This window comes from Amycolatopsis jiangsuensis (genome assembly GCF_014204865.1).
In the GTDB taxonomy this organism is placed as follows: Bacteria; Actinomycetota; Actinomycetes; order Mycobacteriales; family Pseudonocardiaceae; genus Amycolatopsis; species Amycolatopsis jiangsuensis.
This window is the reverse complement of sequence record NZ_JACHMG010000001.1, coordinates 738,067-753,023: the sequence shown is the minus strand read 5'-3', so window position 1 is coordinate 753,023 and position 14,957 is coordinate 738,067. Positions and strand designations below refer to the sequence as shown.

Here is a 14,957-nt window from a genome sequence, read left to right as displayed (position 1 = left end):
AAGGTTCTCCGGCCGTGACGGCCGGATGGCATCGGTCAACGGGCGGGCTTCGCGGACGGGCACCGGGACACCGGAAGTCCACTGGCACAATGAATACAGCCCAATAGTAACCGTGGTTAGCTATTCAGCGAGCCGTTGCGTTCTTTTCGCTGCTCGACAGGTTTTGCGATCGGCGCCGGGGCGGAGACCACAGTGGACTCAGCCGGCCGCGTTCTCCGTGGTCTGAATCAGCTCGACGGTCGGCGCGCCGGGATGGGCGAGGTGTGAGCGCCCGCCGATATGGCCGACGCAGCGGCTGGCCGCGCGGACTCCTTCGGCGAGTGCGTCCGCCAGGTTCCGTCCGGAGGCGAGGGCGCCGAGCATCGTGCCGGCGAGTGCGTCGCCGGCGCCGGTGGTGTCGACGACGTCGACCGGGGCCGCGGCTTTCGCATGAAGCACGACGTCGTCGTTCGTGCGGACCGTCGCGCCGGCGGCGCCTGCGGAGATCACCAGCACGGATACGCCGCGCGCGAGTAGCTCACGCGCCGCAGCGTGTTCCCCGCCCAGAAGCGTGGCTGCCGCGTGGTTCATGAACACGATGTCGACCGCGCCGATCAGCCGTTCGTAGTCGGTGTCGCCCGGGCGCACGGCGTCGGGCTCGAGGTCGATCGCGACGCGGTGGCCTTCCGCACGAGCCGCGACCGCGATCTCGCCGGCCCACTGCGCGTCGTCCGCGAGCAGCGCGACGAGCTCGCTCGAACCGGTCGGGACGGCGGCGTCGGCGACCGCGGGGAACTTGAGTCCCGTGTCGGCACCGACCAGCGCCTTCTCGCCGGTGCCATCGAGCTGCACGAAGCACAGCCAGGTCCGCCCCGCACGTTCGACGAGCGACTGCGAAACGTCGACCCCGAGCGCGGCGAGCTCGGCGAGCGCGTTACGGCCGTCCTCGTCGGCGCCGACTCGCGTCACCAGACGGACGGCTGCCCCCGCCGACGCCGCGGAGGCAGCGAGGTTGGCACTCATGCCACCCCCGTGCACACCCACCAGCCGTCCGATCGCCTTCCCGTCGGCGGTGGCCAGGTGTGGCACGCGGACGAAATAATCGACGCTCGCGTCCCCCACGACGTGAAGCGTGCTGGGCCAGGACGGGGCCGTCACGGGGTCGCCTGCAGATTGATCTCGAGCTGGTAGCCGTCGTCCGCGCTGCTGCGGAGCACGTAATGCGTGTGCTCGACCGCGACGCCCGATCCGTCGAACGCGGTGCGTTCCCGCACAAGCGCCGCAGTGCCCGGCGCCAGAGCCAGGAGTTCCGCTTCGCGGGCGTCGAGATTCGTGGCGAACACACGCTCTTGCGCATGATGCGGCGCGGCGTCGCGAGCAAGCAGGAACGCGTAGAGGGAGTCACCGCCGAAGTCCTGCAGGCCCTGGACAAGGTCCGTGCGCAGATGGTGTTCGAGCAGCACGAGCGGCGTGCCCTCCGCGCTGTAACGCCGCCGAAGGCGCCGGACGTGCTCGCGCGGGCCCAGCCCGAGCCGGGCCCCGATCGTCTCGCCGGCCTCGACGATCTCGTTCTCGAGGACCTCGGCGAGGATCGAGAACCCGCGCTGGCGCAGTTCCTGCCCCAGCCCCAGCATCGGGCTCACGGCACGGACCTCGTTCGCGGCGATGACCGTGCCGCGGCCCTGCAGACGCTCGACGAGCCCGAGCCGCTCGAGTTCCAGCAGGGATCGACGCACCGAGGTCTGCGAGGCACCGTACGTGCGCTGCAGCTGTGCCTCGGACGGCAGCCACGACCCTCGGGGGAGGTCACCGGCGAGAATCTTCCGTTGCAAGTCAAGCTGGATCATCCGGTACAGGGGGGTCTTCGACCGCCGGTTCGCCGCGTCACGCATACCACTCAGTGTACTGAGTGCGGGCGCGTTCCCGGATCGGCGGCATTCGCTGTGCATCCGGCCGGCCCCGCTCAGTAGGCCGGCCGCGGCCGCCAGAGCAGCGCGATCGCGGAACTGAGGACCAGGAACCCGACCAGGATGAAGGCGGTGACGTCGATGCCCATCTCCTCGAACAGCGGCAGCACGAAGTACCAGGCCGCCAGGACGAACCGGGTCGCGGCGACCACGATCCCCTGCGCCGTCGCCCGGACCTCGGTCGGGAACTGCTCCTGGAACAGGGTCTTGACCAACGGGTCGTGCGACATCCCCACCCCCACGCCGAACAGGATCACGTTCGCGAGCGCGATCCCGGTCGTGATCCCGGTGACTCCCAGCAGGAAGAAGGCGACGATCTGCGCGAGCGCGCCGAACCCGAAAATGATCCACCGCGGGTTGACCGTGCCGATGCCGGGCCGGACCGTGACCTTGCGATCCACCAGGGGCATGAACACCAGCGCACAGCTGATGGCCTGGCAGAGGAATCCCAGTGCCTGGATCAGCACGCTGGCGCCCTGAGACTGCGCACCGAAGGTCTGCAGAATGGTCGGCAGGAAGATCCCGTTCGTTCCGGCGGTCAGCTGCCAGAGGACGTAGACCATCAGCAGCCCGAACAGGGTGCGCCCGGTGCGGCCGGTGAACGAGGCGCGCAGCAGCGAACCGGACAGCAGGTTCGCCGGACGCCGCCCGTCCGGCCGGGCTTGCCGGGCCCGATGGTCCTGCCACACCGCGGATTCCGTCATGCCCCGCCGGAGCAGCCAGGTCACCAGCGCGACCACCAGCAGATGCGCGAAGACGATCCGGATACCGAGCATCCCGAGCGGCGCCAGCAGGCCGGCCAGCGACAGCGTGACCACCGGCCCGATCGCCCAGAAGACGTTGGTCAGCCCCATGAATCTGCCGCGCCGGGACTTCGGCACCGATTCGCCGATGAGTGCCCAGGACGCGGGCAGGTCGATGCCGATCGCCAGCCCGGTGATGATCGACCCGATGATCAGGGTCGTGGTGTCCACCGCGCACACGAGCCACAGCACGCCGAAGGCGAACAGCAGCAAATCGTATTTGTAGACGAACTTCCGGCCGACCTTGTCCGCGATCCAGCCGCCGAACAGCGCTCCGATGCCGGCCGAAAGGGCGTTCGGCCCCAAGGTGGCCAGCAGCCCCTGGGAAAAGCTGCCGAGGCCGAAGGCGGTGGCCCAGAGCGGCATCGCGGCACCGGTGGCCAAGATGACCCCGGCGTCGAAGTAGTCCGCCATCGAGCCGAGGACGGAAACCTTCCACTGCGCCCGGCGCTCCTCCCGGCCCGTGCGCACCTCGGCCTGCGTTCCGCTTGGCTCCGGCATGTCCACCACCTCTATTCCTCGTCGAATACGGCACCGGCGAAACCCGGGTGCGGGGCAGGACGCTCAGCGCGTGCCGAAAAGGTTCTCGAAAGCGAACCACCGGGTATAGCCGGCCGATACACGGTTTTCCCAGAAGGCGAAGACATCCTCCACGGACGCGAACGACCACACCTCGACCGTGGAGAAATCGCTCTGGCCGCGCACGGAGTAGCGCCCGATCAGTTCGGCACCGGCACCGGCACCGCGCCGGTCGGCCGCGTGCCACGTTTCCGCGAATTCGGCCCGCTGCCGCTCGTCGAGTCCGTACCAGGCGTGCCGGGCGCGGGACTTGTGGATCCAGATGACGTCGTTCATCACTCATCTCCAAGAATGCTCGACAGCGGCGCGCGGCGTCCGAGGTAGTGCCGGGAAGTGGTGAATTTGAAGTCCGCCACCCGCTCGTGCTCGGCCATGGCGCTCGTCAGGGTCCGCACGCCGGGAAGCTCCCAGACGGCGAGATGGTGCCACTGGCTGCCGGCATCCATCCGGTACCGGCCGGCAATGCCGATTCCCGCATCGACGTCGGCTTGAAAAGCGACGTCACATTCGGCGTCGTACTCGACGACCTCTCGCGGGGTCGCGGCCTGCCAGTGGTCGTTCCATTCCCAGAACGCGAACATCGCCCAGTCGCCACCGGCCGGATCGCGTCCGGCACCCGGCACCGGCCGGAATTCCCGGGGCCCGATCAGCCAGCTCGACTCGTGCAGGAGCTCCCATCCGGCGTCGCGCAACCGGTCCACCGCCGACGCCGCCGAAAACGGATCGGGTGCTTCCCAGGCGGTGACGAAGTCGACGTGATGCGCGAAGCCGGTCTGGTACATCTCGGCATCGCGGGAGACACCGTCGAACATCGACGCGACCGACAGGTGCCAGCCCTCGCGCCGGAACTGTTCGACGGTCTCGCCGACGTTCCGCCGCGCCGCGCGCTCCCGGCCCGGGGACAGGGCGGTCGTGGAAGTTCGCCGGGTCAAGGAAAACAGGATGGCGCTACTGCCTTCCGCCTTGCGGAAAACGTCGGTTTCCGCCGAGAGGGCGTCCATCACGCGGCCTGCCGCAGGGTCCGGACGGCCGCCATGAGCGTGGCGACCCGGTGGACGTCCACGGGTTCCCACCACCGGCCGTCCTGTTTCAGGGATTGCCCGACGATCGCCCCGTCGGCGGCCGCGACCAGCGCTTCGGCATTGCCGACCGCGAATCCGGAGCCCACGAACACCGGCAGGCTGGTCCCGGCACGCACCTGCTCGACCTCACTCGGGTCGGTCGGTGATCCGGTGCGGGTACCGGTCGCGATCAAGACGTCCGCCATATGCCATTCGGCGTCACCGGCCTGTTCCGTGGTACTGCGGTCCATGGTGATGGCATGTGCGCCGAACTTGACGTGCACGTCGGCGAACACGCCGACGTCGTGTGCGTCGATGGCCTTCCGGTAGCGCAGTGCGCGGGCGGCGTCGTTGCTCAAGATGCCCTCGTTGGCGACGTACCCGTTCGCCCACTGGTTGGCCCGGATCCACCGCGCACCCGTCGCCTTCGCGACGGCGAAGGCCGGGATGGCGCCGTTGGCGACACAGGTGATCCCCAGCGGCTGCTCAACGGCTTCGCGGACCGCGAGGCAAGCCGCGGTCATCCCGCTGACGGTCTCCGGCCCGATGTCGTCGGGGCGGAGGAACGGGTGATCGCTGGCGTTCTCGATCATGATCCCGTCGATCCCGCCGTCGGCCAGTGCGCGTGCATCCCGCACCGCGGCCGCGCAGATCTCCCGCATCGGCATCCCGGCATAGGCCGGAGCACCCGGCAGCGGCGGCAGATGCACGACGCCGATCACCGGGAACGGCACGGAGAACTCGGCAAGGGCACTGGCACGCGGCGGCATGAGCAGGGGTTTCTCGGCGGCCATCGGGCGTCTTCACCAGCTTTCGGAAGTCGGCGGTTAAGGTAGAGCACTTAGTGTACTAAGTGCTATCACATCCTCGGCACGACCGCGAGAGCGCGCGAGCTTCAGCTCACTAATGCAGCAGGACGTTGCACTAAGCCCCTGAGGTTCCTTAGGCTGCATGGTCCGACGGCTCGAAGACGGGACGTGAGTGGCCGGGCTGACGACGGAGGGCGCGGGCTTCGCCGAGCGGGTCGCCGTCCGGCGCCGGGACGTGTTCCAGCTGCGCGACGAGGTCACCGATTTGCAGGCGATGACGATGGTCATCCAGGGGAACACCGCGTGGCAGGCCCTGCACACGATCGGCTGGCTGCAGGCGGGCGAAACTGGCGCGGATCACCGGCGCCGGCCAGATCCTCGCCATCGACGACCTCGACGGATACTGGGAGTACCTGATCCATCCCGCGCACCTGCACAGTGACCGCATCGGGCTGCCCCATACCTGCACCAGCGGCGCTTCGACGAGATGCCCTGGGTCGCCGAACTGGTCAGCGGCCTGGACGACTACGCGGGAAGCTCGGCTCCGGGAAAGCACGGCGCCCCGCAGTAGCCGCCGGCGGTTCAGTCCGCGGCCACCAGGTGTGCGACCACTTCGCCGAGGCGGACGAGTTCGGCCAGGTGGCCGGCGCCGGGCCAGACGGTGAAGGTGCTTCGCGGTACCCGGCTCGCCTGCTCCTCGACCATGCGCACCGGCACGTTCCGGTCTTCGTCGCCGGCGTAGAAATCGACCGGGATCCGTATTCCGCCCAGGTCAAAACCCCACGGCTGGGTCGCGAGCCACAGGTCGTGGGCGAGCCCTTCCGGCCCGTGGGCGACCACAGCGCGCAGATCGACCAGTTCCGCGAGCATTCCCGGGTGCTCGCGCACGATCGCCTGATCTCCGGGCGGCATGGTGGCGATCATGGCCGCCATCGAGGCGCCGCCCGAGGTCAGGGCTCGCGCGATCGCCACCGCGGCCTCGGCTCCGGACGCGGCCGCGAGGAAGATCGAGCGGTTGGTGTCGGTGAGCCGGTCACGGGCTTCCGGGGTGTCCAGGGGGCCGATGCCGCTGGTGACCGCGGCCCGCACCAGCCGGGGATCGCCGCCGGAGGCACAGGCCAGCGCGTACGGTCCGCCTCCGGAGGCGCCGAGCACCCAGTAGCGGCTCAGCCGCAGATGATCCGCGAGGGCGCCGACGTCGTCCGGCCAGCCGGTGATGCGCCGCCCGGGCTGGAAATCCGACGCGCCGCATCCGGGCCGGTCCGCCATGATCAGCCGGACCCCGGCTTCGGTGGCCATGCGCGGGATTTCGCTCCACAGGATGCGGCATCCCGGGGTGCCGTGCAGGTAGAGCACGGCGGGGCCGCGCACGTCGCCGTGCTCGTCCCAGGCCAGGACACGGCCGTCGGCGAGCGTGAGCCGTCCGGACGGCTCGGGGATGTCGCGGGTCTCTGGGGGCACTGGGGGCTCTGAGGGCTCTGGGGGCGCTGCGGGCACTGGGTGGTCTCCCGGGTTCGGATCGGTGGGCAGGCTCAGCCGTTGCCGGTGCCGCCGTCGACCGGAAGGACGACCCCGGTGACCAGCGACGCTTCCTCGGAGAGAAGCCACGCGACGACGTTGGCGATTTCCTCGGGGCGTCCGATCCGGCCCTGTGGCTGGGTTTCCGCGACGGCACCGAGCACCTCGGCGGGCAGCTGCCGGGTCATCGGCGTGTCGACGAAGCCCGGGGCGACCGCGTTGATGCGCAGATTGTGCCGGACGTAGTCGATGGCGGCGGTCTTGGTCAGACCGGTCACGCCGGCCTTCGAGGTGACATACGCGGCGAGCGAGCCGAGGGCTTTGACTCCGCCGGCGACGGCGGTGATGTTCACGACGGCGCTCGCCGGACGCTCGAGGAGTGCGGGAATTTCGGCGCGCATACTGAGAAACGTGCCGCGCTGGTTGACCCGCGAGACGCGGTCCCAGAGCTCGATCGGTGTCTCGTGGGTGGGCATCGGGTCGAGGGCGATCGCAGCGCAGTTGGCCGCGAGGTCGAGCTTGCCGAACTCGCGCAGCGCGGCGGCCACCATCTCCTCGGCGGACGCGGGGTCGGTGACGTCGGTCCGGACGAAAACAGCGTGTCCGCCGGAATCGTGGATCTCCTCGGCCACTCGTGCGCCCCCTCCCTCGTCGAGGTCGGCCACGACCACGGCGGCGCCCTCGCGCGCCAGCCGGCGGGCGACCGCGGCGCCGATGCCGGACGCGGCACCGGTCACGACCGCGCTTTTCCCTTCCAGCAGCATTTTCGCGGTGTCCTCTCGTCCGGCGTTCACGGGATGATGACGGCCTTGCCCCGAACGCGGGTTTCCTGCGCGGTCGCAACCTCATCGAGTCCGTAAGACGCGGTGACGGCGACGGTCAGCTGGTTGCCGGCGACCAGCTTCGCCAGGGCAGCCAACCGCGGCCGCACCGGCCCGTCGGCAATGGCGGCGGTCGCGACGAGCTGGGCACGGATGCCCGCGGGAGGCGGCAGGGGTGGGTCGAAAAGGGACAGTGCGAGCCCGTCTCGCCGGATCTTTGGATAGAACGCGGCCAGGCCGGCCGCGCTCACGCCGTCGATGACGAGGTCGAGATCCGCGAGCAGGCCGGGCAGATCCGGGGAACGGTAGTCGAGCACCTCGTCGGCGCCGAGGTCGCGGATGAAATCGTGGTTGGCCGCCGACGCGGTGCCGATGACGTACGCACCGCGCTGCTTGGCGAGCTGCACCGCGATGTGGCCGACGCCGCCGGCGGCGCCTTGGACCAGCACTCGCTGACCCGGCCGCACCTGCCCATCGTCGACGACCGCGACCCAGGCGGTGATGCCGGCGACCGGCAAGGCCGCGGCCTGCTCGAAGCTGACGCCGTCGGGTTTCACCGCGAGAAGAGCGGCGTCGACGACCGCGTACTCGGCGTACGCCCCGCTGGTCGGCCAGAGCGCGCCGAAGACCGGCGCCCCCACTGGCAGGTCCGCTCCCTCGCCCACTGCCTCGACAACGCCGGAGAAATCACTGCCCGCCGTGTAGGGCAACGGAAACTGTGCGCTGAGGTAGCCCTCCCGCACCCGGCGGTCCACTGCGTTGGCCGATGCCGCCTCCACGCGCACCCGCACCTGTCCAGGCCCGGGCACCGGACGTGCGACGTCCCGTACCACCAGCCGTTCCGGGCCGCCCCAGACATCGAGCTGGACGGCTCGCATCGTCGTTCCGGTGCTCGCGGTAGCAGACATGGCGGGGTCCTTGTCGTTCTCGGCAGGCGGGCGCCCGCAGGTTACAGACCATCGGTCTCTTACGGTCGAGAATAAGAGACCGATGGTCTGCTGTCAAAGGACCGGCGGTCGGTAAAATGTGCGCGTGGTGACCTTCCAGCGAGCCCGAAGCGACGAACAGCGCGAGATCCGGCGCCAGGCGATCCTGGACACGACCGCGGCGATGATCGCCGAGATGCCGGTCAAGCAGGTCAGCCTCAACGAACTGAGCCGGCGCGTCGGCCTGGCCAAGTCGAACGTGCTGCGCTACTTCGAATCCCGCGAGGAGATCCTGCTCGAGCTGCTGGACCGGGCGTGGCGGCGCTGGACGGCCGACCTCCGCGGCCAGCCGGCGGACCGGCCCGCACCCGGCACCCCGGCACGGCGACGCGCCGACGACCTCGCCGCGCTGCTCACCCAGTCGCTCGTCGAACGCCCCCTGCTGTGCGAACTGCTCAGCGCCCAGGTCGGCGTCCTCGAGTACAACGTCTCCCCCGCGGTGGTCGCCCACTACAAGAAGTCCTCGCTGGGCAACCTCCGCGAACTGGCCACCCTGGTGCGCGAACGCCTGCCCGAACTCGGCGAGGACGCCGAGGGCTTCTGCGGACAGACGATCATCGTGATCGGCGCGATCTGGACCCACGCCCACCCGTCGGAATCCATGCGCGCCGCCTACCAGGCCGACGACACCCTCACCGCGCACTGCGTCACCTTCGGCCGCGACCTGCAGGACCTGCTCACCACCCTCCTGACCGGCGCACTGGCGCGGAAGTGACCGTGCGAGGTGGCGGCTGCGGAGCGCGCCTGCCGGTCAGTCCGCCTTGGCCGCGCCCGCACCGGCGAGGACGAGGTCGGCCGTCCGTGCCAGGAATTCGTCGTCGAGTTCGCGGCCGAGCAGGAGCCAGCGGAAGTACAGCGGTCCGGACGTCGCCTCGATCAGGAAGCCGGGATCGGCGCCGGCCGGCAGCTCCCCGCGCTCGATGCCGCGGACGAAGATCATCCGGGAAAGCTCGAGCCGCACCGACCAGATCTGGTCGAGCACCTCGCGGACGTCGCTGCGTTCCTCGGTGCGCGGCCCCAGCTCCTGGACGAGCCGGGTGAGCCACGGGGTCTGGAACGTGTCGCGGATCTCGCGGAGATGGATCAGCAGGTCCCCGCGCAGGCTGCCGGTGTCCGGCGGCGGCGCGAACTCGTCGCGACGGTCGATGAACGCCGTCGCCACCAGGCCGGCTTTGTCGCCCCACCGCCGGTAGATCGTCGTCTTGTTCACCCCGGCGCGCTCGGCCACCGACTCGATCCGCAGCGCCGCGTACCCGACCTCGCTCAGCTCGGCGATGGTCGCGTCCAGCACCGCCTGGCCGACCCGCGCCGTCCGGCCGCCGGGCCGCGAGGTGCGGCTGTCCGCCCGCAGGTGCTCGACCTGGTGTGCAGAGCCGATCGCCGGCTCGCCGGCACTGCTCCCGGTATCCATCCCCACCGTCCCACGATAGGTGACGCGCGAGACGCCGTTGCCTGAAGCGATCACCGGTCAAGTTCGCGCAACAGTACGCGGGGCCGTCCGTCGACCGGGTCGGGAATGAGCCTGCCGTCCACTTCGAACACTTCGCGGAAGAGGGCCGGGGTCAGCACCTCGGCGGGCGGTCCGGCGGCGGCGACGATGCCCGCGTTGAGTGCCACGATCGTGGTGGCGTGCCGGGCGGCGAGGTCGAGGGTGTGCAGCGCGGCCACCACCGTCACGCCCGAAGAGGCGACCAGGTTCAGCGCGGAGAGCTGGTGCGCCGGGTCGAGGTGGTTGGTCGGCTCGTCCAGGAGCAGCACTCCGGGCTGCTGCGCCAGCGCCCTCGCCAGCAGCACGCGCTGGCGTTCCCCATCGGACAATGTGGACAGTGGGCGGTCGGCGAGGCCGGTGGCGCCGGTGCGGGTCAGCGCCTCGGTCACGACCGTCTCGTCGGATCCGGTGAGCCGGTCGAACGCGCCGAGGTGCGGGTACCGGCCGAGCCGGACCGCCTCGCGCACGGTGAAATCGTAGCCGCCGTCCTGGTCCTGGCCGAGCACCCCGACCCGCCTCGCCACCTCCCGGTGCCCGGCCTTCCAGACGTCTGTATCCCCCAGCCGTACCGTCCCGGCGTGCGGACGCAACGCGCGATAGACGGTCTTGAGCAAAGTGGACTTCCCGCTGCCGTTCGGCCCGACCACGGCGACGAACTCGCCCGCGGCGATGGTCAGCGTGACGTCCCGGACCGCGGGCACCACGGTGTACCCGGCGGTGACGCCGTCGAAGGCCAGCTTCACGACAGACCCCCCTTTGCCGCCGTGCCGCGGCGAAGGAGGACCAGGAACAGCGGGACCCCGATCGCGGCGGTGAGGATACCGATCGGCAACTCGGTCGGGGCGAGCACCAGCCGGGCGGCGGTGTCGGCCCAGACGATCAGCACCGCACCGAGCAGCGCCGCCACCGGCAGCACACGACGGTGATCGGCGCCGACCAGCAACCGGCTCAGGTTCGGCACGATCAGGCCGATGAACCCGATGCTGCCCGACACCGCGACGACCGTCCCGGTCAGCAACGCGACGATCGCGAGCAGCACGGCGCGAGCACGCGCGGCATCCAGTCCGAGAGATGCGGCACCGTCGCTTCCGAGCACCAGCAAGTTCAGCCGGCCCGCGCCCACCGCCGACACGAGCACCAGCGCGGCGACCACCGCGGCGCAGGTCAGCGCCAGCGGCCACTGCGCGCCCGCGAGACTGCCGAGGAGCCAGAACAAGATTTGCTGCTGCGCGTCGATGTCGTGCGTGCGCAGCACCAGGAACGAGATCACCCCGGAAAGCAGCTGACCGACAGCGACCCCGGTCAGCACCATCCGGCCGGCCTGGATCCGGCCCGCCGTACGGGAAAACCCGAACACCACCACCGCGGTGACGACCGCGCCGCCGAACGCGGCCAGCGGCAGGGTGAGCAAACCGGCGACGCCGGAACCGAGGGTGGACAGCACGAGCACCGCACCGGCACCCGCTCCCGAGGTGAGCCCGATGATGGAGGGCTCACCCAGCGGATTTCCGACCATGGCCTGGGACAGCAGCCCGGCGACGGCCAGCCCAGCGCCGACGAAGACGCCCTGCAGCACCCGCGGTACCCGCAGATTCCACACGATGAAGTCGAACGCGCCGGGTGTGCCGCGTCCGGTGACGTGCGCGCCCACAATGGACGTCACCTCGCCGGGCGGGATGGCCACCGGGCCGAGACCGACGGCGATCAGAGCCGACACACCCAGCAGCGCCCCGAGCACGACGAGAACCACCACGATCGGGACAGCGCCGAGCAGGCCGCTTCGCCGGGGCCCGAACCGCGAACGCAGGGTCATGGGTGAAGCGCGCCGGCGATCTTCGCCACGGCGTCTCCGTTCAGCACGCTCGGGGAAAGCAGAATGCTCTGCGGCACCACCACGAACCGGTTCTCCTTCACCGCGGTGGTCCCGGCGAGCACCGGGCTGCGGCGGACGGAACGGAGCAGGTCCTCGTCGCTGACCGGGGAGAACCCGGAGATCACGACGATCGCCTGCGGATCGCGCCTCACGATCTCTTCGGCGCTGAGGGTCGCGAAATCCTGCAGTGCGTCTTCGGCGACGTTCTTCCCTCCGGCCAACGTGATGACGCCGTTGGCCAGTCCGGTACCACCCTGGACCCGCACGGGGCGGCCGGCCGCGGGAGGAGCCGAGAGCGCCAGTACTCGCACCGGCGTGCCCGAGGCGTGCCCCGCCCGGTCGATCTCCGAGATCAGGTCGGCGCCGCGTTGTTCGACGCCGAAAACCTCGGCGAGCTGCCGGATGAACGTGGTCGTGGAGGACAGGTCCTCGACCGCCGCACCCTGCCCGGTGTCGCACGCGACAAGCGATTTCGCGCCGGCTGCTGCCAACTGGTCCACGGTCGGGGTGCCGTCGAAACCACCGAAGCTGTAACTCGAGACACCGACGACGAGGTCGGGCCGTGCCGCGATGACCGCCTCGGCGTTGCCCTGTCCCGGGTCGATCACCGCGATCCGCACCAGCTTCGCCGCCTCGTCGCCGGAGAAGGCCGTGAAGAAGTCCGGCGCCGCGGTGCCGACGATCCTGTCGGCGACGCCCAGCCGTTCGAGGATCGCAGCGGCACCGCCGTCCATCGTGACCACCCGCTGCGGCGGACGCGGCAGCCGCGGCGGCGCGGGGCAGGCCGCGGCGCGCGTGGTCGCCGAACTGGCCGGGGCCGCGGCGGGCCGGACCGGATCAACGCTGCCACACGCGGCCAGTCCGAAAAGGAGGGCCATGGCGGCGGCCGTCCGACGCAGTGCTCTCACCGGCTGCTCCCTCGACGTCATCGACGTTTCCGAGAACAGTGGTCGAAGGAACCGCGGACCCGGTTCCCGCGCGCCGCCGGGAACCTCTGGTGAGTCAGCTCACTACGAAGTCGCTGCGCCGGAAGGGCGGTGCGCCGAAGGGGGCACGCCGCATCAGGTCGGCACGCGCGTCATGAGCTGACCCCGGGGCGGATCGGGTGCGGTGCGGCGCCGGTCACGATGCGGTTGCGGGTACCGCCGAGCAGCTCCACCTCGGTGGTGACGACGTCACCCGGCTGCAGCGACGGGTGAAAGCCGGGCCCGTGGCGGCCCCACAGTTCGGCCAGGCAGCCGTTACGGCAGGTTCCGGAGCCGAGCAGGTCGCCCGGGCGGATCTCGGTGCCCCGCGAGGCGTACGCAGCGAGGGACGGGAAGCTCCAGGCCATGTTGTCGAGCCGGTCGGTACCGATCTCCTCGTCGTTGACCAGCACGCGCATGGTCAGGTCGTAGGAGGTTCCCGACGCCCGGTGCCGCAGTTCGTCGGCGGTCACGAACACGGTGCCCAGCGAGGTGGCGGTGTCCTTTCCCTTGGCAGGCCCGAGCCGCAGTCGCATCTCGTGGAACTGGATGTCGCGCGCGGAGAAGTCGTTGAACACCACGAACCCGGCGATGTGCTCGGCGGCCTGCTCGACGGTGAGGTCTCCTCCCGCACGGCCGACCACGGCCGCCACCTCCAGCTCGAAATCGAACCGCTCGCATCCCGGTGGAACGGGAACGTCGTCGTGCGGGCCGATGGTGGCATAGGGGTTGGAGAAGTAGAACGCGGGAATCTGCCAGAACTCCTCCGGGACACCGGCGTTCGGATCGAGGTTCCTGGCGATGCCCGCGGTGTGCTCGGGGAAGGTGGAGAAGTCCCGCACGGTGGGCGGATCCAGCGGAGTCATCAGCTCGGCCTCGTTGAGCGGCACGCCTCGCGAGGCCGTCCGCCTGGCGGTGTGGGCGGTTGCGGCGAGCCTGCCGTCGTCGGCGAGCAGCGTCGGCAGGTCGAGCCCTGCCGGCAGGTCGATCAGGACGTCCTCGTCGTCGAGCACGGCGAGTCTCGGGCCCTGATCCGTGCGGTGCCGGACGATTCGCATGACGCCTCCTCGTGGTCCGTGGCGATGCTAAGAAGGCGCGCGCGGACGGCGGAAATGCGCAGATCGGCTGGCTGGTATCCGCGCGGTGGATGCCTCGTAAGATCGCGGCGACGGCGCTGAAGGAGTGAGCAGGGTGAACCTGGGACAGCTGGACCTGAACCTGCTGGTGGTGCTCGACGCGCTGCTGCGCGAGCAGAACGTCACCCGCGCGGCCGCGCGACTGCACCTGTCGCAGCCGGCGACGAGCACCGCGCTGGCCCGGCTGCGCCGGATCCTCGACGATCCGCTGCTGGTCAAGCAGGGGCGCTACCTGCGGCTGACCCCGCGCGGGGAAGCGCTGATCGAACCGGTGCGGGAGGTGCTGGCCACGATCGAGCAGCAGATCGTCGCGCCCCCGGGCTTCGACCCCGCGCACGACGAGCGGACCTTCACCGTGATGGCCAGCGACTACGCGGGGGTCGTGCTCATGCGGCCGTTGCTGGAACGCGTCAACGGTGCGGTGCCCAACATCCGGCTGGAGCTGGGTGCGCTGTCCGCCGATGCCGCACGCATGATCGAACGCGACGAGATCGACCTGGTCATCCTCCCCGAAGTGCTGGCCGATGACCTGGTGTGGAGCTCGTGTTCGCACGCCTCGGTGCTCCGGGACCGCTACGTGGGCGCGGTGTGGTCGCAGCACCCGCTGGCCGACGGGTCGCTTTCCTTGCAGGCGCTGGCCGAGTACCCGTACCTGGCGTTCGCACCGCCGAGTGGCTGCAGCCTGATGGACGAGGATCTGGAGCGGGCAGGCGTGACACCGAGGGTGGAGGCGACCTCGGTCACCTTCATCACCATGCCGTTTCTGCTGGCCGGAACGGACCTGGTCACGATCATTCCGGAAAGCCTCGGTCAGAAGCTCACGCCGGCCGCCGACATCACCCTGCTGGAACCGGAGTTCCCCCTGCGTCCGGTGCGCGAATCCGTGTACTGGCACAGCAGGCGCGAGGGCGATCCAGGGCACCGCTGGCTGCGGGAGCAGCTGCTCGCCGTCGCGGGATAGCTGGTATCCA

At 70.3% G+C, this 14,957-nt stretch carries 17 protein-coding genes; 2 read left to right on the top strand and 15 right to left on the bottom strand.

Annotated features, from left to right (window positions below; genetic code table 11):
- Nucleotides 1-198: 198 nt before the first annotated feature.
- From BJY18_RS03200 to BJY18_RS03155, 10 genes are all read right to left on the bottom strand, one after another.
- Nucleotides 199-1,101 (bottom strand): carbohydrate kinase family protein, encoded by a 903-nt coding sequence (locus BJY18_RS03200; RefSeq protein ID WP_184777510.1) that lies wholly within the window; start codon nucleotides 1,099-1,101, stop codon nucleotides 199-201.
- A gap of 32 nt (nucleotides 1,102-1,133) precedes the next feature.
- The gene (locus tag BJY18_RS03195) at nucleotides 1,134-1,871 is read right to left on the bottom strand and encodes a GntR family transcriptional regulator (protein ID WP_184777508.1); all 738 of its coding nucleotides are present in this window, start codon (nucleotides 1,869-1,871) and stop codon (nucleotides 1,134-1,136) included.
- A 71-nt stretch (nucleotides 1,872-1,942) separates the two neighbouring features.
- Nucleotides 1,943-3,250: an MFS transporter gene (locus tag BJY18_RS03190; RefSeq protein WP_184777507.1), complete on the bottom strand. Its 1,308-nt coding sequence runs from the start codon at nucleotides 3,248-3,250 to the stop codon at nucleotides 1,943-1,945.
- Nucleotides 3,251-3,313: 63 nt separating this feature from the next.
- The gene (locus tag BJY18_RS03185; protein WP_184777505.1) at nucleotides 3,314-3,604 is read right to left on the bottom strand and encodes a hypothetical protein; all 291 of its coding nucleotides are present in this window, start codon (nucleotides 3,602-3,604) and stop codon (nucleotides 3,314-3,316) included.
- Complete coding sequence (locus BJY18_RS03180) at nucleotides 3,604-4,260, bottom strand: hypothetical protein (RefSeq protein ID WP_184777503.1); 657 nt, start codon at nucleotides 4,258-4,260, stop codon at nucleotides 3,604-3,606. The genes BJY18_RS03185 and BJY18_RS03180 overlap by 1 nt, the downstream gene beginning before the upstream one ends.
- Nucleotides 4,261-4,328: 68 nt before the next feature.
- Nucleotides 4,329-5,183, bottom strand: a complete 855-nt coding sequence (locus BJY18_RS03175) for a BtpA/SgcQ family protein (RefSeq protein WP_184777501.1) — start codon at nucleotides 5,181-5,183, stop codon at nucleotides 4,329-4,331.
- A 148-nt stretch (nucleotides 5,184-5,331) separates the two neighbouring features.
- Nucleotides 5,332-5,583, bottom strand: a complete 252-nt coding sequence (locus BJY18_RS03170; protein ID WP_184777499.1) for a hypothetical protein — start codon at nucleotides 5,581-5,583, stop codon at nucleotides 5,332-5,334.
- A gap of 197 nt (nucleotides 5,584-5,780) precedes the next feature.
- Nucleotides 5,781-6,659 carry an alpha/beta fold hydrolase gene (locus BJY18_RS03165; RefSeq protein ID WP_184777497.1) on the bottom strand — a complete coding sequence of 293 codons (879 nt, stop codon included), beginning with the start codon at nucleotides 6,657-6,659 and terminating at the stop codon, nucleotides 5,781-5,783.
- A gap of 71 nt (nucleotides 6,660-6,730) precedes the next feature.
- Nucleotides 6,731-7,510 carry an SDR family NAD(P)-dependent oxidoreductase gene (locus BJY18_RS03160; protein ID WP_221457530.1) on the bottom strand — a complete coding sequence of 260 codons (780 nt, stop codon included), beginning with the start codon at nucleotides 7,508-7,510 and terminating at the stop codon, nucleotides 6,731-6,733.
- Nucleotides 7,507-8,445, bottom strand: coding sequence for an NADP-dependent oxidoreductase (locus BJY18_RS03155; RefSeq protein ID WP_184777495.1), 939 nt, complete (start codon nucleotides 8,443-8,445; stop codon nucleotides 7,507-7,509). The genes BJY18_RS03160 and BJY18_RS03155 overlap by 4 nt, the downstream gene beginning before the upstream one ends.
- A 124-nt stretch (nucleotides 8,446-8,569) precedes the next feature.
- Between BJY18_RS03155 and BJY18_RS03150 the strand changes: the two genes are divergently transcribed.
- On the top strand, nucleotides 8,570-9,238 hold the full coding sequence (locus BJY18_RS03150; protein WP_184777493.1) for a TetR/AcrR family transcriptional regulator: 669 nt from the start codon (nucleotides 8,570-8,572) through the stop codon (nucleotides 9,236-9,238).
- Nucleotides 9,239-9,274: 36 nt separating this feature from the next.
- Here BJY18_RS03150 and BJY18_RS03145 read toward each other — a convergent pair whose 3' ends face one another.
- The 5 genes from BJY18_RS03145 to BJY18_RS03125 all read right to left on the bottom strand — a co-directional run bounded on the left by BJY18_RS03145 (nucleotide 9,275) and on the right by BJY18_RS03125 (nucleotide 13,908).
- Nucleotides 9,275-9,934, bottom strand: coding sequence for a TetR/AcrR family transcriptional regulator (locus BJY18_RS03145; RefSeq protein WP_246459261.1), 660 nt, complete (start codon nucleotides 9,932-9,934; stop codon nucleotides 9,275-9,277).
- A 50-nt stretch (nucleotides 9,935-9,984) separates the two neighbouring features.
- Entirely contained in the window at nucleotides 9,985-10,755 is a 771-nt protein-coding gene (locus BJY18_RS03140) for an ABC transporter ATP-binding protein (protein ID WP_184777489.1), read from the bottom strand.
- Nucleotides 10,752-11,825 carry a FecCD family ABC transporter permease gene (locus BJY18_RS03135; protein ID WP_184777487.1) on the bottom strand — a complete coding sequence of 358 codons (1,074 nt, stop codon included), beginning with the start codon at nucleotides 11,823-11,825 and terminating at the stop codon, nucleotides 10,752-10,754. The genes BJY18_RS03140 and BJY18_RS03135 overlap by 4 nt, the downstream gene beginning before the upstream one ends.
- A complete protein-coding gene (locus BJY18_RS03130; protein WP_312873718.1) occupies nucleotides 11,822-12,793 on the bottom strand; it encodes an ABC transporter substrate-binding protein in 972 nt (323 codons plus the stop codon). The genes BJY18_RS03135 and BJY18_RS03130 overlap by 4 nt, the downstream gene beginning before the upstream one ends.
- A 170-nt stretch (nucleotides 12,794-12,963) precedes the next feature.
- Nucleotides 12,964-13,908, bottom strand: a complete 945-nt coding sequence (locus tag BJY18_RS03125) for a fumarylacetoacetate hydrolase family protein (RefSeq protein ID WP_184777485.1) — start codon at nucleotides 13,906-13,908, stop codon at nucleotides 12,964-12,966.
- Between the two features lie 133 nt (nucleotides 13,909-14,041).
- Here BJY18_RS03125 and BJY18_RS03120 point away from each other — a divergent pair, with 133 nt between their 5' ends.
- Nucleotides 14,042-14,947 (top strand): LysR family transcriptional regulator, encoded by a 906-nt coding sequence (locus BJY18_RS03120; RefSeq protein ID WP_184777484.1) that lies wholly within the window; start codon nucleotides 14,042-14,044, stop codon nucleotides 14,945-14,947.
- Nucleotides 14,948-14,957: the final 10 nt, after the last annotated feature.